Here is a 24932-nt window from a genome sequence, read left to right on the forward strand (position 1 = left end):
GCAGCATTGAATGCGCTTTAAAATAGTCACTTTTATCCTAAAAGTTTAATCGCTTTAATTTGCGAATGGCATGAAAGGGGGGACAGTGACACCGCATCATTTCTGAATGATTCGAATCGTAGGGAGAAAAATAATCAATTGGAGGTATTAACATGAATATGACCAAGGTAAAACCCGCTAAAAGCACGTTGAAATTGTGCTCTATTGCTGTGCTTTGCTTCACTTTTATTTCGGCACCGTTGCTTTCACCTGCATTAGAGCAAAAAGCGGCTGCGGCTGGTGAGCAAAAACCTTTTCCACAGCAAGTAAGTTATCCTGGCATTACAAAACCTAATCATGTCACACAAGCCCAATTGAATACAGATGTCGCTACTTATTATAATTCGTGGAAGGCCAGCTATTTGAAAAACAACTTGTCCTCCTTGCCAGGCGGGTACTATGTGAAAGGGGATATAACGGGAAGCGCAGATGGGTATAAACCACTCGGCTCCTCCGAAGGTCAAGGGTACGGCATGGTGATAACTGCGTTAATGGCAGGTTATGATGCGAATGCCAAAACGATCTACGACGGTCTTTATAAAACAGCCAGAGCTTATAAAAGCTCTCAAAATGCGAACTTGATGGGTTGGGTGGTAGCGGATGCCGCAGGCGCTCAAGGGCATTTTGACTCGGCAACCGATGGGGACATCGACATTGCTTATTCCCTGATTCTAGCCCATTATCAATGGGGGTCCGCAGGTACGATCAATTATTTGGCAGAAGCCAAAAAGATGATTACAAGTGGGATCAAAGCCAGCAATGTTACGGACAACAAACGACTAAACCTTGGCGACTGGGATGGCAAAAACGTCTTGAATACGAGACCTTCGGATTGGATGCTCAGTCATTTAAGAGCCTTTTACGATGTTACCGGTGATCAAGTTTGGCTAGATGTTATTAATAATCTTTATTCGGTTTATACTTCATTCAGTGCTTCTTACTCGCCAAACACGGGGCTGATTTCTGACTTTGTCGTTGGCAATCCTCCCCAACCAGCGCCGAAAAATTATTTAAATGAGTTTCCAGAAACCAACGAATACAATTATAATGCGGCTCGTGTTCCTACAAGAATTGTTATGGACTATGCGTTATATGGAGATGCGAGAGGCAAAACGATTGTTGACAAAATTGCTACTTGGATTAAAGGGAAAACAAGCAACAATCCAAACAATGTGAAAGATGGCTATAAGTTGGATGGAACGGTGACAGGTTCCGCTAGTGGACCTGCAGGTGTTTTCGTCTCGCCATTCATTGCAGCAGCCGTATCGAACAGCAGCAATCAAGCATGGATTAATGACGGCTGGGACTTTATGAAAAGCCATAAAACTGGCTATTACGACGATAGCTTTACGATGTTGAACATGCTTTTCATCTCGGGCAACTGGTGGAAGCCAGCAGCTGGAGGAACAACTCCCGATACGCAAGCGCCTACAGCACCAGCGAACTTGACAGCAGCCGCTTCATCCAGCAGCCAAATTAATTTAACTTGGTCAGCTTCAACTGACAATGTTGGCGTTACCGGATATCAAATTTATCGTGCAGGCACACAAGTTGGAACTTCAACAACTACTTCTTACAGTGATACTGGACTCACTGCTTCCACCTCATACAGCTATACGGTCAAAGCTATTGATGCAGCAGGCAATCTTTCCGGGGCAAGCAATACAGCAACTGCTACTACCAACAGCGGAACGACACCGCCATCGAATCTAGCTCTGAACAAGACAGGTGTATCGAGTTCAAATGAATCAGCGAGCTATGCTGCGGCAAAAGCCTTCGATGGCAACGCAACAACCAGATGGGCGAGTGTCGAAGGGGTTGATCCTCAGTGGATCTATGTGGATCTTGGTTCTGTGAAGAAGATTAGCCAAGTGAAACTATCTTGGGAAGCTGCTTATGGGAAGAGCTACAAGATTCAAGTATCTACAGATAGCGGAACTCCTACGAATTGGACCGATGTTTTTTCGACAACTACGGGGAATGGTGCGATTGACGATATTTCAATTGCCCCTCAGAATGCCAGATACGTAAGACTGTATGCTACAGCTAGAGGGACTTCCTACGGATATTCGTTGTATGAATTTGAAGTATATGGGACAGATTCCTAAGTCAGAAATATTTCAAAACAAAAAGCGTACTCGATCAGATCTGATCTGATCGAGTGCGTTTTTTGCTGTTCACTCAAGGAATGATCGGGTTATTTGAAAACAAGAAATATGAAACGAAAAAAATTCTCTTTTTTAATCGGGACTTCGCCTTTATTCTTGATTAAGACAAAAGAGCAAGTTTCAATTGCCGAGTCGTACGATTAATTGAGAAGGAGATCAGATTCATTGAAACCACTCATTCAACTACTGCATTTTGGCTATCATCAGGCGATGAGCTGCATTTTTCCTGTCGCGATATTTGGAACTTTAGCTCTCTCGAGTGTAATAGAGGTACCTTTCATTCATCGATATGATGCCATTCTACTCATCCTGCTTGGCGTGCAATACTTCATGTTCCGCAGCGGATTAGAGACACGTGATGAAATCAAAGTCATCTGTATTTTTCACATCATTGGCTTGCTGTTGGAGATGTATAAAGTATGGATGGGATCGTGGTCATATCCGGAACCTGGGTATACGAAATTGCTCGGTGTTCCGCTTTATAGCGGATTTATGTATGCAAGTGTAGCAAGTTTTATGTGCCAGGTGTGGCGGAGACTGCGGATGGACATGACTGGCTGGCCTGGGCTCAGAGCTTCGGTGCTGCTAGGAGGAGCCATCTATCTCAACTTTTTTACGCATCATTATATTCCCGATTTTCGTTGGTGGTTAACAGCACTTGTGTTTATTGTCTTCTGGAAAACATGGATCCTATACCGGGTACGGACTACAACTTATCGTATGCCCTTAACTCTCGCTTTTTTCATTGTAGGCTTTGTCATTTGGTTAGCAGAAAATATAGCCACTTTCTTTGATGCCTGGCAATACCCTAATCAGCACGAAGCTTGGCGGCTCGTTAGTTTCAGCAAGATCAGCTCATGGTTCCTTCTGGTAATCATTAGCGTCATCATCGTTGCTCAACTTAAATATGTTAAAGCTAATCGAACAAGGGATACGCATACTGGTAAAATTACACAAATGTAATGATTTGGAAGAGTAAATAACGTATAATTTAACAAAAGGCTCCGGCAGCTGAAAGGGGGAACCCCAATTGAGAGTTATTAAACATGTAGTTAAAAATCCTTCTGGCATAAAAATCATTTCGTTCATGATTATAATGATTTTAGTTTCGTTAAATAATACAATTAACTTATTACATAATAAAGAGAGCGTAATTCTACTCTCCGTGTCGGTAGCGGTATTACTATTGTGTTTAGTTACTTTGTTATTGTCATTGCACAGAACCTTTAAGAAACCGGCAGAGTTAACCCTATATAATGAAAATATTATTTTAAACGGGCGTACCATTCAAGCGAAGAAAATTAAGGTAATAATGAAGATGGGATACTTTAAATCTATTATTGGAATAAAGCCATATGGGAGAAGTATTGTCCCAAGCAATATGTGTTTTAGATTTTCAAAAGAAGAAGAAATAGGCATTGCGGATATAAGTAATTGGGCACAAAAAAACAATGTGGAGATAGTAAACAAATCTTTTCTTAGATGGATATAAAATTGGGCAGGAGTGGTAGCAATGGCGCGCGTTTTATTTATTAATGGTGGATCAGAAGGACATATTAATCCTACGATTGGAGTTGTGCAAGAACTTATTTCACGTGGAGAGGAGGTCGTGTACTTTTGTATTGAAGCATTCCGGGAGCGTATAGAGAAGACGGGAGCTTCCGTACGGACATTTGACGATCACAAATTTATTAAAGCCTTTATCTCAGGTGGAAGAGATTATTTACTCGAAAGAATCAACGGTCTTTTGCTTACGGCAGATATCGTCATACCAAGCGTTCTTGAACAGATCAAAGATGATGAGCATTTTGATTACATCATTCATGATTCCATGTTTGGTTGTGGACATTTACTTGCGCAAATTCTTAAGCTTCCCGCGATCAATTCCTGTACTTCTTTTGCTCAGACCAAAGAATCATTCGATCAAATGTTGGAACAGCTTTCTCTAAAAATTCCTGCAGAAATCGTTAAACCTATATACGATAAATTTCAAAGCCTGACGGTTATGGTGAAGGGCAAATATGGTGTGGAGATCCATTCCCCTTACGAAGTGTTTTGTAATCCTGCACCACTTACACTCGTTTATACAACTAGGGAGTTCCAACCTAAGGGAGAAGCATTCGACCAAACTTACAAATTTGTAGGCCCATCAATCTCTTCACGAGTAACGCAAGAAAACTTCGACCTTTCTGCCATCAAGGAGAAAAGCCCGATTTACATTTCACTGGGTACTGTCTTTAACCAAGCAATTGATTTCTATAAGCTTTGTTTTGAGGCATTTGGGAATACGGATCATGCCATTGTCATGTCTGTTGGGAATAGAACCCAAATTTCTGATCTAGGGGAAATCCCTAAAAACTTCATCGTAAAAAATTATGTTCCACAAACGGATGTCCTGCATTTCGCTAAATTATTTATTACACATGGTGGAATGAACAGTACTCAGGAAGGCCTCTACTACGGGGTACCGCTAATTGTAATCCCACAAAGCGCGGATCAGCCGATCATAGCCGGCCAAGTCGCCAATATCGGAGCAGGCATTAAATTACAAATGGAAAGCTTGACTGCCAATCAACTACGTGAAGCCTCAGATCATGTGTTAAGCTCCTCATCTTTCAAGAATGCTGTTGCGAATAGTAGGGAATCCTTGCGAAAATCAGGTGGGTATCATCAAGCTGTTGATGAGATTTTGGAATTTACAAAACAAAATCCGAAGTACAAGCATTGAAAACAATAGTGCTGCCCCAAGCGGCCCGGATTATATTTAAAAAAGTAGCTCTAGACATTTGACTGAAGCAGGCGCCGCGGCGACCTGCTTTATTTATTGAAATAACGGCAGAATAGGATAAGGTAATACTTCTGAAATTAGCCAATACAACACCCTTAATATGTCAATATTGTATACCGACTACATTTTATCATCGCTTATAATAGTAAGCATAGTCCTCAATAATAAAGAGGGAGTTGTCCATAATGAAGATATTAATCATTGATAACGAACAACACTCTCGTGAGGCAATTAAGTTGTTAGTTAATTGGTGTTCCTATGGAATCAAGGAAATTTTTGAAGCATCAGACTCATTAGCAGCTGAAAAAATTACTATTGAAAAGCGCCCCCATTTAATTATTTCTGATATTGAGAGACATAATGAAAATGGTCTCCTTTTTTTGTTGTGGGTTTCTTATAATTATCCTGAAACGTTAATTATCATAACAACGGGACATGTTGGATTAAATGTTATCAAACATATAAAAAATGTATTTGGAGTTATCGTCAAACCAGTGGATCAAGAAACTATAGTCAAAATGATTGTGAAGGCTGTAAATGTAGTCAAAAAGTAAACACCACTTCGTTTCAAACTTTAGATGAGTTTGTTCTTGTCTTTGAGTTCAAAGTCAATTCCTTCAAGCTATTCCAATTTGCAATTACGGTTCCGGCGATAATCGTCAATACACCCGCTGCAGTAACCCAAGTGGTTGTCTCCCTATAAAATAGCATACCAACGATAACTGCAATTGGCGGCGATATATAGAGCCAAGTTGATGGAAAGAAAGGATTCGTCTTAGCCACAAGCCAATAGAATAGACTATGTCCAACCATAGAGCCAATAACGATTAAGTAAAGAAGAGATCCGGTTACTTTAATTGTTAATAACGACATGATGTGAACGTGTTCTGTGAATGAAGACAACACAAGAAGAAGTAGGCCCCCATAGATCATTTGGGCGGCATTTAGCGCGATGGGCGATTCCTGCGAGAAGCGTTGAATGACTCTTTTGGAGTACAAGGCAGATGAACAATAGCAGAACTCCCCGATTAATATGGCCATGCTGCCGATCAGCCACCATAGATTAGATGTTACTGTAAGGTTCGGAAGAAGCAATAAGACAACTCCACAAAATCCGATTATACAACCTAATATGGTTGTAGGTGTCGTCTTTTGCCGCATCACAAAGGTCTGTATAAAGAGTATCATGATCGGCCCCGTAGCTGACAGTACGGCAGCGATGCCAGAGGAGACATATTGCTCCGCCCAGTATAAGGTGGAAAAAGTAGCAAACGTCATCCCGAGTCCTGTAAAAAACATTTCTTTGCGGAATAGCATAGAGAAGCTGGCTTTCCGCCTACCTGCCATCCAACATAATAAAATCAAACCAGCGACAAAAAAACGAACCCCCGCAGAAAAAAAAGGTGGTGCGGATGCATCAACACCGATTTTAATCGCCAAAAAGGTTGTGGCAAAAATCAGACATACGACTAAGTAATTAAAAATAATCATGGATGTTCCCCCTCATAGTTAGTATCATACTAGATAGATAACAGAACAGATGAAGGGAGTAGAACAGATGAATGAAAAGGGAATGGCGGCAGATGACGGAAAACGGCTGTTCAAACAAGTGTATGATCACGTTATCCATCGCATTGAGCATGGAGAATGGAAGGCACATGAGAAGCTGCCTTCCATTCGTCAACTTGCCGAGGAGCTAGGCGTACACCGACTAACGGTATTTCGGGCATATCAGATGCTGAAACACAACGAGAAGGTCTATGTGAAGGAGAAATCCGGTTATTATGTAAATCCGAATGATCCTGATCGAGTTGTATTGGAGTATGGGGAGGATCAACCGATTGTAGCCTCCGGGAAGCTAATAAACTCCTTATCTGACATACAACGAGTATCCGCAGCCTATCAGTTCTCCCAAGCACTGATCGATCCTAATTTGCTTCCGAATCTTTTCCTTTCTGACTATGTAAAGAAAGTGTTTGACCTGTATCCCAAATTAATGGGCACATACTCTACCGTTCAAGGGGACGAGGAGCTTCGCGAAGTTCTTAGCCGCTATATGATGCAGAATCACCATACTCAGCTCCAGGCAAGCGATATCATGATTACAACTGGAGCGCAGCAGGCCATTGATTTATTATCACGGATATTCATTAGCCCGATGGATGCTGTTATGATAGAGCGTCCGACGTATAGTGCAGCGATTGATATTTTTCGCCAACAGCGAGCACGGTTTATTCCTGTCGACATTCACCACTATGGCTATGATATAGCGAATGTCGAGAGGTTAATGAAGCAGTATAAACCGCGATTTTTCTATATGAACCCCACCTTTCATAATCCGACGGGGTATACAGTTCCCTCATCCCAACGAAAGCAACTTGTTGAATTGGCAGAACGGTACCGGTGCTTGTTAATTGAAGACGATGCATTTCACGACATGCATTTTGATGGACCGCCTCCACAGCCTTTGTTTACTTATGATACTGAGGGATGGGTCGTTTATCTCCGCAGTTTCAGTAAATATGTGGCGCCAGGCTTGCGGATTTGTGCTATTATAGCGAGTCCAACTGTAATGAAACTGCTGTTTACTGCAAAATCGCTAGCAGACAATGGATCACCGTTAGTCAATCAGAAAATCTTTCTCCACTATTTTCAATCGGAGCGATTGCAGCAACACATAGAGAAGCTGCGTATTGCTCTCCAAGTCAGAAGGGATATTATGGAGAAGGAGTTGACTCCTACCGGTTGGAATTGGGTCAGCCCAAGAGGAGGACTTAATTTATGGATAAAATTACCGGAAGCTATTCCTGTTGAACAGTTTTTGAAAGAATGCATGCAGCAATCTATCTCCTTCGTCCCAGGTATCATTTGCGATCCGCTAAGGAAAATGCGTTCTCAGATTCGCTTGAGTTATTCCTTTATCAATGAGAAGCAATTGCAGCAAGGTGTCAAAAACCTTGTAACCGTTGCTGATCGCTATAGTTAACCATACCATAGAGGCGGTCTAGAAGATTCTGCTAAGGGACAGAAAAATAGTGCAACCATTTATAATTAAAATCGTCTAACAGTTATACAAATAATGGAATTATGTAGGGGGTAAGATGCGACTTAAATTAAGCCTGCTTTTTGCTTTTTTAATTTCTTCAAGTGTATTTGTCGGTAGTGTTTCAGCAGATTGGGCAAATATGTTTGTTGTCAATGACGGAAAAATATTCATTATATCCGAAGAACATTTAGCTCCAAAACAAATTGGTTTGAGAATAGGCAAGGTTACAAAATATTCCGATCGAGAAGGTACGTATTCCGGAAACTTTTCCAATCGATATGCAAAGGGAACTGGATATTATGAAATTATTGGCGTTGAGGTAAATGAAGCAATTGCGATTAAAGATGATAAGGGTTTGTATATTAAAGCAACTTATGGCGGTGAATATGCAGGGGACAGGTATACTGGGATAGACTTTTTTCCATATGTTCTCGCGGTGCTCTTAGTGTTTATTAGTGGTTATTTAATAAGGAAGAAAATTAAACTTTAGCTGAATAAACGACAATTCAAGGCTGCCGGTCATCGGTAGCCTTTTCGTACGAAAGGGCAGCATTTTCATGCTGCTTACAATTGTGTTCGAACTATTATAGAGCGCTTTCACGATGAATTCAATGGACAAAAACGATTCCTTGTTGTGGACTTTTTTCACTATGAATAAGCCTTGCAAGTTGATCCTTTTTTGTGTGAAAATCAGTTTACAGGCGGTATGAAAGAAGGGGAGGATGGTGTCGATGCTAAAGTTCAGGTCCATTCAATTCAAGTTATTCGTAACGTATTCCATCCTCATCACAGCCATCGTAGCCATTGCAGCTATTTCATTTTATTACTATGTCTCGGACATTTTAAGCAAAAGAGATTCGGAATCTATTTTTCAATCGACGACTTATATTTCCACACAGCTCGATTCGCTCATTCAGAACATCGACAACGCTGCTGTCAAGGTCATTTTCTCGGACGACATCAAGCAATTATTTTTTGAAGAAGATAATCCGGTCGACCCAACGATTTCCTCTTACAATGTTAGAAAAATGAACGATTATATTTTTTCGATTATGGGTCCAATTCAATTGGATTGGCAAATTAATCTTTTTGATATGAATGGGCGCTTTTTTGGTACAGGCAATAATTCCGTCAGCAAGCTTTACCCAGGCGGGAAGATGAACACTATTACATGGGTCAAAGATACGCTTGCTGCCGACGGTGCGAAGGTGATTTCACCTCCTCATTCGGATGAATGGGACAGTTCGGGCAAGACGGTTATTTCTTTGGCTCGCGTCTTCTCGTGGGCTTTGGGCGGAAAGCAGCAGGGCATCCTGGAAATTCAACAAAGCTACACCGTTATGGCTAATTTGATTGGAAAGCTTATGGCTGAGCCTAATGGCGGGGCTAGTGTAAATAAATCGATATATATTTATAATCAGGCAGGGAATCTGATCTATCCTTATAGCAATCAGCCCAACGCATATCCGGAGTTCTATTGGAAGCAGCTGCAAAGAGAGAATCTGGCAACTGGCACATCAACGATTAACAATCCGCTTAATAAGCAGCGTGAAATTATGGCTTATACGCATTCGAACTACACCGATTGGATTGTTGTGGCCGTAGAATCAGAAAATGTGCTGCTGCAGCCTGTTGAGACGTTTCGCAATTCGATGTTTATCGCTGTGTTCGGCTTGCTGCTGGTTACCTTAATCGTCTCGTTCTTCGTTGCGAGGGGGTTGACGCTGCCTATTAAGGAAATGCACAAGTCCATCCGCGCACTGCGGGTCGATACGCTGCTGCCGTCATCACAGATCGAAAGCAATACCAGCTTGAATGAACTGGATATTCTGAACACGTCGTTCAAGCGAATGTGCATTCGACTACAGGATTCTATTGAAGAAGTCATCCAGTCGCGTTCGCAGGAAATGCAGGCCCGAATGGTTGCCTTGCAGTCGCAGATGAATCCTCACTTTCTCTATAACACGATTACGCTGATCAGCATCATGGCCGAGGAGAAGGAGGATCATGATATCGTAAAGGTATGCAAGCATCTTTCGAAAATGCTGCGCTACATCTTATCCAATCATGCGAGGAACGTAACCATGTCGGATGAAGTGGCATATGCCGCGAGCTATTTGACTTTGATGCAGATTCGATATGGCGAGAAGCTAAGATTTCAAATTGATGTCGATCCAGCCATGATGGAGGTTGCCGTACCGATTCTAATCATTCAACCGATCGTGGAAAACTGTATGAAATATGGTATTCATGTTGCTCCGCCTTGGAAGATCGAGTTGACTGGAAGAACAGATGGGGAGAAGTGGACGATACATATTCGCGATTACGGCGGAGGCTTTACCCCTGAAGCGCTGCAAGCCTTGTCCCAGCCAAAGCTGAATTTGTATGCTCAGGAATCGCAGGGAAAAGGGTTGGGACTCAAAAACATTGCTGAGAGACTACAGCTTTTGTACGGAGAAGAAGCCATTTTCGAAGCCTCCAACCACCCGGAAGGCGGGGCATGGATAGTGATAGGCGGCTTGATTCAGCAATCGGACCAAGATTCTAAACCATCAGAGGAGGAGCTGGCAGGATGAGAGCAAACACGAAGGGGTCCTACCGAATTCTTATAGCGGAAGACGAACCCCTGATCATGAGAAATATCGCCGCGAAAATTGAAAATGCCACGGATCAGTTTGAAATTCTGTATGCTGAGAACGGAAAAGAAGCTTTGGATGTGATTGAAGCCTTGCGGCCGCAGGTGCTTTTTACGGACATTCAAATGCCGCAGATGAACGGAATTGAATTGATTAAGCAGGTTTCCAGCAAATATCCACGCATTCAGATTGTTGTCATCAGCGGGCATGACGAATTCGATTACGCCCAGCAGGCGCTCCGCTACGGAGCCAGAGACTTCCTGCTTAAGCCGCTCGATGCTGATGATATTAAAAAAACGTTATCCCGCTTATGCGCTCAGCTAGATCAAGAAAAAGCATTTTCCCAAAAGGAACAAGTGCAATCCGCTCTTCAAACAGGAGAGATCCTTCCACAGCATGCAGCTTTGCAAGACAGTGTTTTTCAGCTTTTTCTAATTCAAATCGGGCATTTGGCGAATGCTTCGTATTCGTCTGGACTAGCTGGATTTTTTGATCATTTATGGATGAAGGTGAACAGAAGCAAAGCCATTCCAACCCTGCTTGGAGACGCAGAAGACTGGTGGCTGGTGGACCAACTATCCTTCCACGGCAAGTATCTTGTGATCAAAACAGAGGAAGCGGTCATGCAGCAACCTATTGTTTGTGCTGATGCTTTGATGGCAGCGGTTCGCGAGCAAGTAGAGCCTTATCCCGTCACCATCGTTTATGCAGCGGAGCCTGCAAAACTGGAGAAATTGTGGAGCACCTCACAAGGATTGAGAGTCGCCATGGAAAAAGGGCTCGCTCCCGGTAGGTCGGCTATCTTCTCGAACACCGGCAAAGTAAGGGATTTACCGTCGGCATGGATCGATCCCAACACCCAGCACAAGCTGGTCTCTTTCATCCAAGGAAATAAGAGAGTGAACTTCAACAAGGAGCTGTGCAGCTTATTCGAGCATTGGACCGTGGAAGCTTACCCGCAAAAATGGATCGAGAAAAAATTGCAGCATCTCATTCAAATTGTCCATCAGCAGGCGATTCATTTCTCTGATGAGGAAATATTCCATCTGGAGTACGATATGCTGAATACCCTCTATACGGCTGCCGATTTCCCGAGCATTTCCGAGAGAATTCTGACCCTTTTAGTAAACACAGCCTTTCTAAATGAGGAGCATCTTTCGGAAGGAGCTGAGGAGTTGACCCATTCAATCGAGAGCTACTTAAAGACAAACTTTGCCCATCCGATCACGCTGGAGGATATTGCGGCCAAATTCAATTTCGACTCCTCCTACTTAACGAAAATTTTCAAAAAATACAAGCATATGACACCAATAAAATACTTAATCTCGCTGCGTATGGACGAGGCCAAGCGCTTGATACAGCAGCATCCAGAGTTAAGCTTTAAAGAAATTGGGGCGATCGTTGGTTACCCGGATTCACATTATTTCAGCCGCATCTTCAAGAATATGACTGGACAAAATCTATCGGACTACAGTGAGGGAATGAAGCTGCAAGGTGAATAATAAGGTGAAAAAAGTCCATCGCAACTAGCGCATTTTGTGCATCGAAGACAAAATGAAAACGCTTTATAATTCAGAGGCAGACGAAAAATAGTCTGAAAAAAGCTTAGGGGGAATGAACATTGAAAAAATCTCTTCTAGTGATGCTTACCTGTATCTCGACATTTTCACTTGTGATCTCAGGCTGCGGCAGCAGTTCCAAAGATGCAGCAAGCTCAGTGAAACCAGCAGAAAGTACAGCAGCAACGCAAGCTCCAACAGCAAAGCCGGAGGCAGCCAAAAAGGATGTAACGATTACAGTTGGTGCTTCTCAAAACTGGATTAAAGACATTGACCGTAAGCTTGCTGATCAATTCACACAAAAAACCGGCATAAAAATTGATTTTCAGGTGAATCCGGATGATCAGTATATCAATATTCTCAAAACCAAGATTGCGACGAAAGAAGCGCCGGACATCCTCTATATGGCGAGCGGCATCGGAATTGACAGCTTTCAGCCGGAAAAGAATTTTATGGACTTATCGAACGAGCCTTGGGCAGCCAATTATACAGACTGGGCCAAAGCGGGAGCAAGCATTGGCGGCAAGATCTACGGATTCAACACATGGTCTGTTGATGGTTGGGGCTTGCTTTACAATACGGATATTTTTGCCAAGTACAACTTGCAACCGCCAAAAACGTATGCAGAGTTTACGCAAATTTGCGATACGCTTCTAAAGAATGGCATCACACCGATTTTCGAAAATGCCAAAGATGAATGGCATCTGCCAATCTGGCTGCAGGAATTGGCTGGAGCTGCGGTCAAAGAAGATCCGGGATTCATCGATAAATTGAATAACAATACAGGGAAATTTGCCGACAGCAAAGTGTTGGCAACCGGTCTGGGTCAATACAATGAGATGAACAAAAAGGGGTACTTCGGCAAAGACGCTTTATCGAACGAATGGACCAAAGGCTATGAAGCTATGGGGTCCGGAAAATACGCGATGGATCTCGTCTATACGACCTATCAACAGGAAGTATTGGCGAAGTTCCCGAACTCGGGTGCGGATAAATGGAAGATGTTCCCGGTTCCAATGGGGGACAATACAACATTTGGCCATTCTGCCGGAGGGATTATCCGCGTTGTGAATAAAGAAACGAAAAACATCGATTCGATTCGTCAATATTTCGCTTTCCTATCCAGTCAGGACAATTTAAAAGCATACTATACGGAGCGCAAAGATTTAGGCCCGATTTCTTTTAAAGGAATAGTAGTTGCACCTGCAACGCAAGCTCTGCAAAGCGTACAATCCATTGCCAGCTCTCAGCTTATTGATTTAAACGATTCCGTCAAATTCTATGGGGATTCAGGGGCTATCATCGCCAAGGCGATGCAAGACATGTTGTTTGGCAAATTAACACCGTTAGATGTCTTGAAAAAATTGGACGACAACAGAGAAAAATCTTTCAAAGCAACTGCCAAATAATTGGATGGACATCAAAGCGGGTTCGCCGGTGAGCAAAAAAAGCATATTCTAGCGTTCACCGGCGCCGCTTGTCCTTCTGACTTTACTGACATATGGCTAATAGGAAGCAGGGGCGATATGAATACTAAGAAGATTTACCCATTATATTTTCTAATATTACCGGTAGGCATTTATACACTTCTGTACTTTACCCCAAGTTTATTCAGCTTTTACTACGCTCTGACCGACTGGAATACGTATAACGAAAACATGCGCTTTATTGGGCTGGATAATTTCAGGGATATGTTGAAAGATCGCGCGCTTTACTGGGAATATATTTCACATACTTTTGAATTTGCACTTTCGACTACACTGTTGAAAAATTTGCTGGGCTTATCTTTAGCTTTGCTGTTGAACGAAGGACTCCGCACGAAAAATGTGCTCCGATCGATCTTTTATTTGCCCGTAACGATCTCTCCTCTGATAATCGGGTTGATTTTTTCCTCGGTATTCGATTCGAGCCATGGCTTAATCAACAATTTCCTAGGCTATATTGGACTGGAGAGTTGGAAGCATGCTTGGCTGGTAGATGTAAAATTCGCCATGCTTTCCGTTGTTTCGGTAGAAACATGGAAGTTTATCGGCTTTAATATGATTATTTATTTGGCCGGCTTGCAAACCATCTCGCGCTCTTATTATGAGGCGGCTTCCATAGACGGTTCAAGCAAATGGCAGCAGCTCATTCATATTACACTGCCCCTTATCATGCCTGCGATTACGATTAATCTGATATTGAATCTCATCAACGGTTTTAAGGTATTTGATCTCATCTTTGTCCTTACCAAAGGTGGTCCCGGCAATACGACAGAAGTTCTGAACACCGCTGTTTTCAGAGAGTTTTCTTCTGGGCGCTACGGCTCAGCGACAGCCATTGGTATTATCCTGTTTTTAATGACCACCTTGATTGCGCTCTCTACGCTAAGCCTGCTGTCCAGGCGGTCGGAGGTTAGCGAATGAAAATTTTCAAAGAAGTTTCGGTATGGTTGCTCACGTTAGTCATTTTGATTCCTTTATTTTTGGTCGTTATTAATTCAGTGAAAACATCGGCGGAAGCGGATTCAATGAATCTCAGCTTTCCCAAACACATTCAATTTAATAATTACGCGACAGTTATAAAAGAAGGGAAAATGATCCGCGCTTTTAAAAATAGCATGATCATTACCGTCGGTTCGGTACTGCTTACGAATATCGCGTCCGCCATGGGGGCTTTTGTTCTGTCCAGAAGAAGAACACAGCTCAATAAAATGCTGTATTACTATTTTATTGTTGGCTTGATCGCACCTGTCAATATGATACCGACGATTAAGATTATGCAATCCTTGCACATCATGAATACGTTTCAAGGAATCATCTTACTTTATTCGGCATTGATGATGCCCTTTACCGTCTTTCTCTATTACGGATTCATTCATTCCGTCCCAAGAGAAATGGATGAATCGGCGGTGATAGATGGCAGCAACGCTTGGCAGCTTTTTTTTCGAATTCAATATCCGCTGCTTATGCCGGTGACGATTACTTCGCTGCTGATTAATTTCATGAATGCTTGGAATGACTTTATCCTGCCCCTATATGTATTTAACAAATCGACGAATAACCCGATGACACTGGCCGTTTATAACTTTTATGGCACCTATATATCCAGCTGGAATCTAGTATGCGCGGCAATCGTGCTGACCACGCTGCCGATTGTCATCGTGTATTTATTTGGGCAGCGCTATATTGTATCAGGCATGCTTTCAGGTGCGGTGAAAGGCTGATTCCATAGGAGTAGAGTGTCGCAGCGGAAATAATTGTCCATAGGAGGGAAATCAATGGAATCAATGGATGCAAGGGAGCGCCTCAGTTTAAATCAAATCACAACGGAGCGCTGGAGCTTGAAGGAAGCGGTCGAGGGAAGCGCCCGAGCGGGAATTCCTTGGATCGGCTTATGGCGCACAAAGTAACCGAAACAGGTCTTGCTGAAAGCAAGCGGTTAGTGCGTGACGCTGGATTAAGTGTATCCAGCCTATGCCGAGGGGGAATGTTTCCGGCGGCTAGCGCGGATGAGCGCCGGACCAAACTAGACGATAATCGCCGTGCTATCGAAGAGGCTGCCGAGCTGGGTGCTGAGGTGTTGGTGCTGGTTTGCGGGGCTGCTCCTGACCGGGATATAGACAGCGCACGGCAATGGGTGGAGGAAGGCATTGCTGAGCTTGTCCCTTATGCTCAGTCTCATGGAATTCGATTGGGGATCGAGCCGCTGCATCCGATGTTTGCCGCAGAACGATCGGTGGTCGTTACTTTAGCCCAAGCAAATGCTATGGCCGAGAAATTTACGCCGCAGCAGGTTGGCGTTATTATCGATGTGTTCCATGTATGGTGGGACCCCGACTTGTATCCTCAAATTCAAAGGGCAAGCGGACGAATATTGGGCTTTCACGTTTCTGATTGGATCGTACCTACGCCGGATATGTTGATGGGACGGGGGATGATGGGGGATGGCGTGATTGAGCTGAGACGAATACGCAAGGCGGTGGAAGCGGCAGGGTACCAAGGGCCGATTGAGGTAGAAATATTCAATCAAACGATTTGGGATCAACCGGGAGACGAGGTTCTGGCTTTGCTGAAAAAGCGTTATGCAAGTCATGTCTGATGATTCGGGAGGAACGCCGCAATGAGCAATCGTAGAGTGATCGATCTCTCCATCCAAGGAATTCATTTGTATGAGGTCAAACATGAAGAAGGGGATGTGATTATGGAGCATGACCATCCTTTCCATGAAATTCTATATGCATTGGATGGCGAGGGTCAAATTACACTTGACGGAAAGCAGTTGGATTTCAACAAGGACCATGGCGTTGTGATCGTCCCGTTCTCGCCGCATGCGGTAGTATCCGATTCCAATCTGACGATTCTCGTGCTCGCCTTTGATGCACAACTGCTGGACATCTCTGTACAAAAAGAGCTGCTCGCCGTCTTTTTCAACGTTTCCAGCTTGATCCGCTTGAATCCATTTCTCGGCAGCGAGCTTCGGCAGCTGCTGCGGAAAATGCTGTTCGAGCTGTCTCGCGGAAATCCGCTGAATTTTTTCGCCATGAAGCTTAAATTATCCGAGCTGCTGCTTGTGCTTGCAAGGGCGCAGCAGCCTTCGCACGTTATTGACGCGGACAGCTTGCGTGCGGAGAAGCTGCGTCTTTATATTGATACGCATTACTTTGAAATTCTGCATTCGAACGATATTTCCGTCAAATTGGGCATGAGTACCAGGCATGTTACTAATATTTTTAAAAAGCAGTATTCGATTACGCCGATTCAATATTTGACTGAGGTCCGAATCGAAATGGCCAAAAAAATGCTTGTCGAAACGGACAAGGAGATTGTCTGCATTTGCTTTGAGGTGGGTTTTGAAACCTTATCCAGTTTCTACAGAATGTTCAAAAATTATATCCAGATGTCCCCAAACCAATATCGGGTCGTCCATCGGGTGCGGTCCAGAAATGAACAGGTTTTAGTATGAATGGTGATCGATAAAACGTGCACTGTTTTTAGTAACAAATTTCTGATTTTCGGAAGCTTAATTTTTTTATTTAACCTATTGTTAAATAAGGGAGTTCTTATCTCGTTTAATTGCCAACGCTATCTTAGAAGAACTTCCCAAAAATTAATTAGGAGGTGCTTTAAGAATGTCAACGTTCAAATCAAGACAAAAAGGCTATGTCTGGGGGTTATTGTTGGTGTTTGTGTTGTCGGTTGCACTACCGACAGGATTAAGTGGTCCGACTACAGCGTTTGCTTCCGAGCAAGCGGATGACTGGGCGGCGATTCAGAGCCTGCTCTCTGGCATTTCACCAACCGTTACTACACCGATTAGCGGCGTGCAAACGAAAAATTACTCGCCGGGTCAGCTTCTAGGTAACGGGAATATCGGTGTGGTGGCCGGCGATACCGTCAGCAGTCAGAAATTTTATTTTGGCAAGAACGATTTCTGGGGGAATGCCATTAAGAATCCGACGGATACAGCCAATTCTCCTTCATGGCAGCCGTCAATCTTGTCCGCCGGCGGACTAACGATCAATTCTCCTACTGCTGGCACGAACCCAGCTTCAGTCTACAGCATGAAACAGGATATTCAGAACGCCCAAGTCATTACGAACATGCAGTTCGGCAGCACGACCGTAACGATGAACTCTTGGACAGCAGATTCGGACGACGTGTTCGTTACCGAGTTATCAAGTCCAGCTGGGAGCAGCGCTGTCACGATAAACGCGGATTTATGGGTGCCGGATAAAATTACGATATCCAACGTCTCACAGGACAATAACAGCACGTATCCGTATTCAAGCGGGATTACGAGCGGAGTACTTTGGGTCTCGCGCGAGAACAATTTGAATGGCGCCTCCGACTATAAGTCGCGAATTGCCGTAGCGACTAAGCTGTTAGGGGGCTCCTTCAGCGGTACGACGGACGGCACAGCGGATGCCAAAGGAACGTTTACTTTGAGTCCGGGGACAACCGTGCAGCTTATTACGACTATCAAAAGCGGCATCGGAATCGGCAGTGCAGCCCCATCTTTAACTACCGTGAAGAATAATGCAATCAATGGCGTGAATGCCTTAACCGCAGCGAATATCACAACGCTGAAAGCCGAACACCAAACCTGGTGGAAGGACTTCTGGATGAAATCCTATGTGAACCTGAATGACAGCGTCATGAATAAATTTTATTTTGGCGCGCTTTATGTGTTGGGGGCTTCCAGCAGAGCGAACAGCGTTGCGCCGCCATCGATTTGGGGCAACTGGATAACCAACGATATACCTAATTGGGGCGGTAGATATTTCTTGAATTACAATGCGGAGGCGCTGTATTATGGAGCTTTCTCCAGCAATCGCTCCGATTCGGTATTGCCTTATAGCAACGTGATTGTGAAAGAATCGCCATTTCAGCAAAATAAAACGGCTTCGGCGGGTTATAAAGGTATTTTGTATCAAAGGAGCCTTGCGCCTTACAATTTAATTACAACTCCGCCTTCCATTAATACACCCGCTTCATCCAAGGATTGGACGAAACTTCAGGACCAGAAGTCCGATGGCAGTTTCGCGGTGATGCCGCTAATCTGGTATTACGAGTACACAGGGGATAAAACCTATTTGCAAAATACGTTATATCCGCTTGCCAAAAATATTGAAGCGTTTTTTCTCGATTATGTAACGAAAGTGGATCTGGGCGGCGGGAATTATAAATATGATATCCAGCATAGCTCGGCACATGAAGGCGGAGACGATTTGAATCCTGCCATCGACATTGGCTTTATCAAAAGATATTCCCAATTCCTGATTGATGCGAGTCAAACGTTGGGTGTGGACGCGAACCTAGTAGCTAAATGGCAGGATTTGCGCGATCATATCGCTGCTTACCCTACCCAGAATTTCACGGTGAACGGTGTGGCGAATACACCAGTTTATGTGTTAATGGAAGTTATGGGACCTAACGATGCTGCTCCCGCATACATCTACGTTGATGGACAGCCGGTTCAATTGGAAGGCTCTGTTTTTCCAGGAGAATCTTATGTCAGCACCGACACGGCATACAAACAAACCGCTACAAATACGCTAAGCTATATGCATCCTTGGACTTTAACGGGATACAGCAACCATAACGGCTTCCCGAAAGTTTGGCCGATTGCGGCAAGATTAGGCTGGCCTGCAGCGGATCTGTTGAGTAAGTTCAAGGCATCTCTGACGAACACGACTTCGACCAAGCTGTGGAGAGCAAGCAATGTAACAGCTTTTGAAGGCGGAGGCGGTATCGAGACATCTGGAGCCATTGAGGGTGTGAATTCGATGCTGATGCAAACGGAGAACGGTGTGATCAAGTTATTTCCCGACTGGCCGACGAGCAATGACGCTTCCTTTAAGCGGCTCCTAGCCAAAGGCGGCTTCGAAGTGTCGAGCGCATTATCAAGCGGAGCTGTAAGCAGTATTCAAATTAATAATGTGAATAAGCAGCAAATCAGTTTGCCTGTCACGATTAAAAATCCGTGGAGCAGCGGTACACCAAATGTACAACCGCTTGACTCGAATGGAAATCCTAGCGGAAGCGCATTTACGCCGACAGTAAGCGGTGGCAATATTACATTCAGCGCGGATTACAATCAAAAATACCAGATTACCATTGGCACATCTACACCGACACCGACGCCAACAGTAACACCAACTCCTACGGCAACACCGACGCCAACAGCAACTCCAACTCCTACGGCAACACCGACTCCTACTGCGACACCAACGCCGACACCGACTCCTACCCCAACGCCAACAGCAACTAATTATGAGGCGGAAGCGGCTACCTTGAGCGGTACGGTAGGGATTGCCAGTTGTTCTTATTGCTCCGCAGGCAATGCGGTCAATAATATTGGAAACGGCACGACAAATTATGTGACCTTTGCCAATGTCAATGTCGCAGCGGCAGGGACTTACACGATGAAAATCAATTATTTAACCAACAACACCAAGACCTATTATATAAGTATTAATGGCGGTGCTGGAACAGCTTACCCTTTAACGGGCACTTCTTGGAGCACGACTTACAATACGACGATCTCCATCCAGCTGAATGCAGGGAATAATACGATTAAATTTTATAACAATACAGGCAGCGCGCCGAATCTGGATAGTATCGTTATTCAGTAGGTATTGCCGGGAACAGAACCCTATTCTGTCAAAAAGATCGCTTGCTCCATTAGCCTATTTGGCTTAGTGGAGGGCGGTCTTTTTTGCCATTTTGGAAAGTAGGAGGGTCCCATTTTTGAGAGGGGTTGAAGAGAAGGGCTTGTTTCATTGGATTAATTCCAATGGAAGTTAGTGTTAGCAGCTTAATGGCGGATTGCATTGGATAAACTCCAATGCATAATCTAACAAGCGGCTATTTTGAGGGAAAATGAATGTTTGCATTGGATTAATTCCAATGAATGCTGGAAATCAGCCCTCTAGAGGCTGATTTCACTGGACAAAATCCAATGAAAAGGATAAATATCCATGGCAGAAGGGCTTTTGCCCACTACTAGCCATTTAATTTAACTATATTAACTATTAACTGCACTAATCATCGTTAACCAACTTTTTGGCTCCCACAGAAGAGACAGATCCACCCTAATCGGAGGACAATTGGAAGGAGGGAGAATTGCATGATCAGCTGTCTGAAAACAGGATAAAATCAATTTCCATAATAAAGAATGCAGTTCCTATATGCATAAGACTTATTCGCTTTAGCTGACTTATGATATGAATATTCCTTTACTTGAAGGCAATGAAAGGGGAACTACAAATGGCAGAATATACAATCGGAATCATCATGAACGGAGTAACTGGCCGGATGGGAACCAATCAGCATCTGATCCGTTCTATCCTTGCAATCCGCAATCAGGGCGGGGTGAAGCTTGCCAGTGGGGATGTGCTAATGCCCGATCCGATTTTGGTTGGACGGCAAGAGCATAAGCTGCAAGCGCTGGCGAAGACGCATGGCATTGCGCGTTGGAGCACGAACCTTGACGAATGCTTGGCAGATGAACGTGACCAGATTTATTTTGATTCGCAAATGACGAGCTTCCGTGTAGATAGCATTCGCAAGGCAATTGCTGCAGGCAAGCATATTTATTGTGAAAAGCCTACGGCCGCTAACTTGGAGGAATCCTTGGAGCTGGCACGGCTGGCCAAGGATGCCGGCGTAAAAAATGGCGTTGTGCAGGATAAACTCTTTCTACCAGGGCTGTTGAAGCTAAAAAGGCTGATCGATGCCGGATTTTTCGGTCACATTTTAGCTGTGCGGATGGAGTTTGGCTATTGGGTGTTTGAGGGGGACTGGCAGCCAGGACAGCGTCCATCATGGAATTACCGGAAGGAGGATGGCGGCGGCATTATCGTGGACATGTTCGCGCACTGGCGCTATGTGATCGATCATTTGTTCGGGAAGATTCGCAGCGTCTCTTGTCTGGGAGCAACCCATATTCCGCAGCGATGGGATGAGAACGGGAAAAGCTATGCCAGCACGGCAGACGATGCGGCTTATGCAACGTTTGAGCTGGAGGGCGGCATTGTGGTGCAGGCTAATTCCTCTTGGGCGGTTCGCGTGAACCGAGAGGATTTGCTGACGATTCAAGTCGACGGTACGGAAGGCAGCGCAGTTGCGGGCTTGCGTGATTGCAAGGTGCAGCACCGGGTGAATACGTGTAAACCTGTTTGGAATCCGGACATTCCGAATCCGTTCAATTTCAGGGAGTTGTGGAGTGAGGTACCGGACAACCAACTTTTTGATAACGCATTCAAGATACAGTGGGAAATGTTTCTGAAGCATGTTCATGAAGATCAGCCGTTCCCATGGGATTTGCTTGAAGGTGCCAAGGGAACGCAATTGTCCGAGCTTGCCCTGCTTTCATGGCAAAAGCGATGTTGGTTGGATGTACCGGAACTGGAGCTCTAGGAGGGAAGCGGAATGGTTACGTTAAAGCTGCCGCATGAAGACGGCTCATTACATGCCTATACCACGCAAAGCGCAGGATCTTATGCGGGAAAAGCTGGAATTACTGGAAAGCCACTAAAAAGCCGCATCGCTTTCTCAGCGGCGCATGTCGTTTGTGATCCGTTGGCTAATACAGATCCGCTCGCCAACGCTCAAGTGGATTGGGATGCGACAATGGCATATCGTCGCTACTTGTGGTCGCTTGGGCTTTCCGTAGCGGAAGCGATGGATACTGCCCAGCGCGGCATGGGTCTAGGATGGGAAACGTCAAAAGAGCTGATTCAACGATCGGTCGCCGAGGCGCGTGCAGTGGGTGGACATATCGCCTGCGGTGCAGGTACGGATCATTTGATTCCCAGCTCGCAAATTACGCTTGCCAGCATTGAGCAGGCATATGAAGAGCAATGCGCTTTTGTGGAAAAGCAAGGGGGACAGATTATCTTGATGGCGAGCAGAGCCTTGGCCCGTTCTGCGAAAGGACCGGAAGATTATGAGCGGATATACGGCCGAATTCTGCGTCAAGTATCTCAGCCAGTCATCCTCCACTGGCTGGGAGATATGTTCGATCCGGTGCTAAAGGGCTATTGGGGACATGACAGCCTAGAGCAGGCGATGGACATATGCTTGCGTATTATTCGGACACATGCCGATAAAATCGACGGCATCAAAATCTCTTTGCTTGATGCGGACAAGGAAATCGCAATGCGCCGTCTTCTTCCGCAGAACGTTCGCATGTATACGGGTGATGATTTCAATTACCCAACATTGATTGCAGGAGATGAGCAAGGCTACAGTCATGCTTTGCTTGGCATTTTCGATGCGATTGCTCCTGCAGCCGCAGCCGCAATTCAGGCGCTGGATGAAGGGGATTTAAACGAATATAGCTTGCTGCTTGAGAAGACGGTGCCATTGGCGCGGCATATTTTTCAAAAACCGACCTCATCTTATAAAACGGGGATTGTCTTCATGGCGTATTTGAACGGTCATCAAGGGCATTTCCGGATGATTGCGGGAGCCGAAAGTTCCCGCTCGGTTATTCATCTTGCGCGTATATTCACCCTGGCTGATCAAGCAGGTCTTCTGACTGACCCTGAGGAGGCTGCCAAGCGAATGCAGCAGGTACTCCTGCTTTCAGGCATTCATTAACTTTCGTTAATTGGAAGGGGTCGAGCGATGTCCATGGATGCGGATTTTATATGCCAGCTGTTGTTTTGGCAAGAGGAGCAATGGGAACGCTGCGGCAATGACGACTCACAGAAGAATATCGATTGGATTGGAGGACTCAATATGGAAACGGAACCAACAGCAGTCATGGATTGTTTGCATGTTATCGACGGCAAGTACGTTCCATCGCACAATCAAAAAACGTTTGTGAATACGAATCCGGCTACGGAACAGATGATCGGCAGCGTAGCGGAGGGAGGCAAAACGGAAATCGATTGGGCGGTGGCAGCCGCAAGAAAAGCCTACTATGGCGGGTGGAAGAACAGTAAATGGAGTGAAAGGGCAGCCATTCTGCGCCGTATCGGTGAGCTGATCCTACAGCGCAAGGATGAATTGGCCATGCTGGAGTCGCTCGATACCGGGAAGCCGTTATCGTTGTCAACAGCCGTAGATATTCCGCGCGCAGCTGGCAGCTTTCACTATTTCTCGAGTCTTATCTCGACGCTGGGAACGGAAGCTTACCCGATGGAAGTTGGAGCGCTCAATTATGTGATCCGCAAGCCTATTGGTGTCGTAGGCTTGATCTGCCCTTGGAACTTGCCGCTTCTGCTGCTTAGCGCCAAGCTGGCTCCTTGCTTGGCGATGGGAAATACCGTCGTCATCAAGCCGGCGGAATGGACGCCAATGACGGCAACCGTGCTTGCGCAGATATGCAAGGATGCCGGTCTTCCTGACGGCGTAGTTAATATCGTTCACGGCTTTGGCAAGGATGCCGCAGGCGAAGCGTTGGCGGAACATCCAGATGTGAGCGCAATCGCTTTTACAGGCGAAAATCATACAGGCAAACAGATTATGAGAGCGGCGGCAGGCAATTTGAAAAGATTGTCCTTCGAGCTGGGCGGGAAAAATCCGAACCTTATTTTTGCGGATTGCGACCTCGATAAGGTTGTGGATACGACGATTCGTTCCAGTTTTATTAATCAAGGCGAGGTGTGCCTCAGTGGTTCGCGGATCTATGTGCAGCGAGCCATTTATGAAACTTTCTTGCAGCGTTTTGTAGCCAAGACCCGCGAACAGGTTGTCGGCGATCCGATGCAAGCCCAAACGAACATAGGCGCCTTGATAAGCAAGGAGCATTACGAGCGCGTGCTCCGTTATATCGATCTTGCCCGTGAAGAAGGAGGTACGATTGAAACAGGCGGCAGCAGAGTCAAGGGTTGCGAGAAAGGCTATTTCGTCGAACCGACGATCATTACCGGTGTATCCCAAGATTCCCGCGTCGTTCGGGAAGAAATTTTCGGTCCCGTAGTGACGATTCAGGTATTCGATACCGAGGAGGAGGTCATCCGGCAGGCCAATGATTCGCATTATGGATTAAGTGCTTCCATATGGACCAATGATGTCAGCTGCGCATTTCGGGTAGCCGAGCAGATCGAAGTCGGATTAACTTGGGTCAATACGTGGTTTCTCCGTGATCCGAGAACGCCTTACGGCGGTGTCAAAGAGAGTGGGATTGGACGGCAGGGCGGCATGTACAGCATTGATTTTTATAGCGACATCTCGACGATTTGCATGAAGTATTAGAGCTGAC

18 protein-coding genes and 2 pseudogenes are annotated in these 24932 nt (G+C 44.9%); 19 read left to right on the forward strand and 1 reads right to left on the reverse strand.

Annotated features, from left to right (window positions below; all coding sequences use genetic code 11):
* Positions 1–260: 260 nt before the first annotated feature.
* From BC351_RS43160 to BC351_RS02435, 6 genes and pseudogenes are all read left to right on the forward strand, one after another.
* Positions 261–1433: pseudogene (locus BC351_RS43160) on the forward strand (family 8 glycosyl hydrolase); the annotation flags it as partial.
* A gap of 51 nt (positions 1434–1484) precedes the next feature.
* Positions 1485–2147, forward strand: coding sequence for a discoidin domain-containing protein (locus BC351_RS43165; RefSeq protein WP_244208867.1), 663 nt, complete (start codon positions 1485–1487; stop codon positions 2145–2147).
* Between the two features lie 225 nt (positions 2148–2372).
* The gene (locus BC351_RS02420; protein WP_079409105.1) at positions 2373–3170 is read left to right on the forward strand and encodes a DUF817 domain-containing protein; all 798 of its coding nucleotides are present in this window, start codon (positions 2373–2375) and stop codon (positions 3168–3170) included.
* Positions 3171–3237: 67 nt separating this feature from the next.
* Positions 3238–3699, forward strand: a complete 462-nt coding sequence (locus BC351_RS02425) for a hypothetical protein (protein ID WP_079409106.1) — start codon at positions 3238–3240, stop codon at positions 3697–3699.
* Positions 3700–3720: 21 nt separating this feature from the next.
* A complete protein-coding gene (locus BC351_RS02430; protein ID WP_079409107.1) occupies positions 3721–4935 on the forward strand; it encodes a macrolide family glycosyltransferase in 1215 nt (404 codons plus the stop codon).
* Between the two features lie 245 nt (positions 4936–5180).
* Positions 5181–5549, forward strand: coding sequence for a response regulator (locus BC351_RS02435; RefSeq protein WP_079409108.1), 369 nt, complete (start codon positions 5181–5183; stop codon positions 5547–5549).
* 13 nt (positions 5550–5562) lie between these two features.
* Here the strand turns inward: BC351_RS02435 and BC351_RS02440 are convergent, their stop codons facing one another.
* Complete coding sequence (locus BC351_RS02440) at positions 5563–6486, reverse strand: DMT family transporter (protein WP_079409109.1); 924 nt, start codon at positions 6484–6486, stop codon at positions 5563–5565.
* A gap of 67 nt (positions 6487–6553) precedes the next feature.
* On the opposite strand from BC351_RS02440, the gene BC351_RS02445 reads away from it, so the two are divergent.
* The 13 genes and pseudogenes from BC351_RS02445 to BC351_RS02510 all read left to right on the forward strand — a co-directional run bounded on the left by BC351_RS02445 (position 6554) and on the right by BC351_RS02510 (position 24925).
* Positions 6554–7981 (forward strand): aminotransferase-like domain-containing protein, encoded by a 1428-nt coding sequence (locus BC351_RS02445; protein ID WP_079409110.1) that lies wholly within the window; start codon positions 6554–6556, stop codon positions 7979–7981.
* Between the two features lie 115 nt (positions 7982–8096).
* Entirely contained in the window at positions 8097–8531 is a 435-nt protein-coding gene (locus tag BC351_RS42865; RefSeq protein ID WP_079409111.1) for a hypothetical protein, read from the forward strand.
* A gap of 241 nt (positions 8532–8772) precedes the next feature.
* Positions 8773–10617, forward strand: a complete 1845-nt coding sequence (locus BC351_RS02460; protein ID WP_158081958.1) for a cache domain-containing sensor histidine kinase — start codon at positions 8773–8775, stop codon at positions 10615–10617.
* Positions 10614–12179 carry a response regulator gene (locus BC351_RS02465; protein WP_079409114.1) on the forward strand — a complete coding sequence of 522 codons (1566 nt, stop codon included), beginning with the start codon at positions 10614–10616 and terminating at the stop codon, positions 12177–12179. The genes BC351_RS02460 and BC351_RS02465 overlap by 4 nt, the downstream gene beginning before the upstream one ends.
* A gap of 119 nt (positions 12180–12298) precedes the next feature.
* Positions 12299–13645 (forward strand): ABC transporter substrate-binding protein, encoded by a 1347-nt coding sequence (locus BC351_RS02470; protein ID WP_079409115.1) that lies wholly within the window; start codon positions 12299–12301, stop codon positions 13643–13645.
* A gap of 117 nt (positions 13646–13762) precedes the next feature.
* Positions 13763–14641, forward strand: a complete 879-nt coding sequence (locus BC351_RS02475) for a carbohydrate ABC transporter permease (RefSeq protein WP_079409116.1) — start codon at positions 13763–13765, stop codon at positions 14639–14641.
* The gene (locus tag BC351_RS02480; RefSeq protein WP_079409117.1) at positions 14638–15441 is read left to right on the forward strand and encodes a carbohydrate ABC transporter permease; all 804 of its coding nucleotides are present in this window, start codon (positions 14638–14640) and stop codon (positions 15439–15441) included. Before BC351_RS02475 ends, BC351_RS02480 begins: the two co-directional genes overlap by 4 nt.
* A gap of 54 nt (positions 15442–15495) precedes the next feature.
* Positions 15496–16316, forward strand: a pseudogene (locus BC351_RS02485) (sugar phosphate isomerase/epimerase family protein).
* Positions 16317–16337: 21 nt separating this feature from the next.
* Positions 16338–17180 (forward strand): helix-turn-helix transcriptional regulator, encoded by an 843-nt coding sequence (locus tag BC351_RS02490; RefSeq protein WP_079409118.1) that lies wholly within the window; start codon positions 16338–16340, stop codon positions 17178–17180.
* A 166-nt stretch (positions 17181–17346) separates the two neighbouring features.
* Complete coding sequence (locus BC351_RS02495; protein WP_079409119.1) at positions 17347–20352, forward strand: glycosyl hydrolase family 95 catalytic domain-containing protein; 3006 nt, start codon at positions 17347–17349, stop codon at positions 20350–20352.
* 634 nt (positions 20353–20986) lie between these two features.
* Positions 20987–22138, forward strand: coding sequence for a Gfo/Idh/MocA family protein (locus BC351_RS02500; protein WP_079409120.1), 1152 nt, complete (start codon positions 20987–20989; stop codon positions 22136–22138).
* Positions 22139–22150: 12 nt separating this feature from the next.
* Positions 22151–23323, forward strand: coding sequence for a dihydrodipicolinate synthase family protein (locus BC351_RS02505; RefSeq protein WP_079409121.1), 1173 nt, complete (start codon positions 22151–22153; stop codon positions 23321–23323).
* Between the two features lie 141 nt (positions 23324–23464).
* On the forward strand, positions 23465–24925 hold the full coding sequence (locus tag BC351_RS02510; protein WP_079409199.1) for an aldehyde dehydrogenase: 1461 nt from the start codon (positions 23465–23467) through the stop codon (positions 24923–24925).
* Positions 24926–24932: the final 7 nt, after the last annotated feature.

Origin of the sequence: Paenibacillus ferrarius (assembly GCF_002027705.1) — a bacterium.
Taxonomy (GTDB): Bacteria; Bacillota; Bacilli; order Paenibacillales; family NBRC-103111; genus Paenibacillus_E; species Paenibacillus_E ferrarius.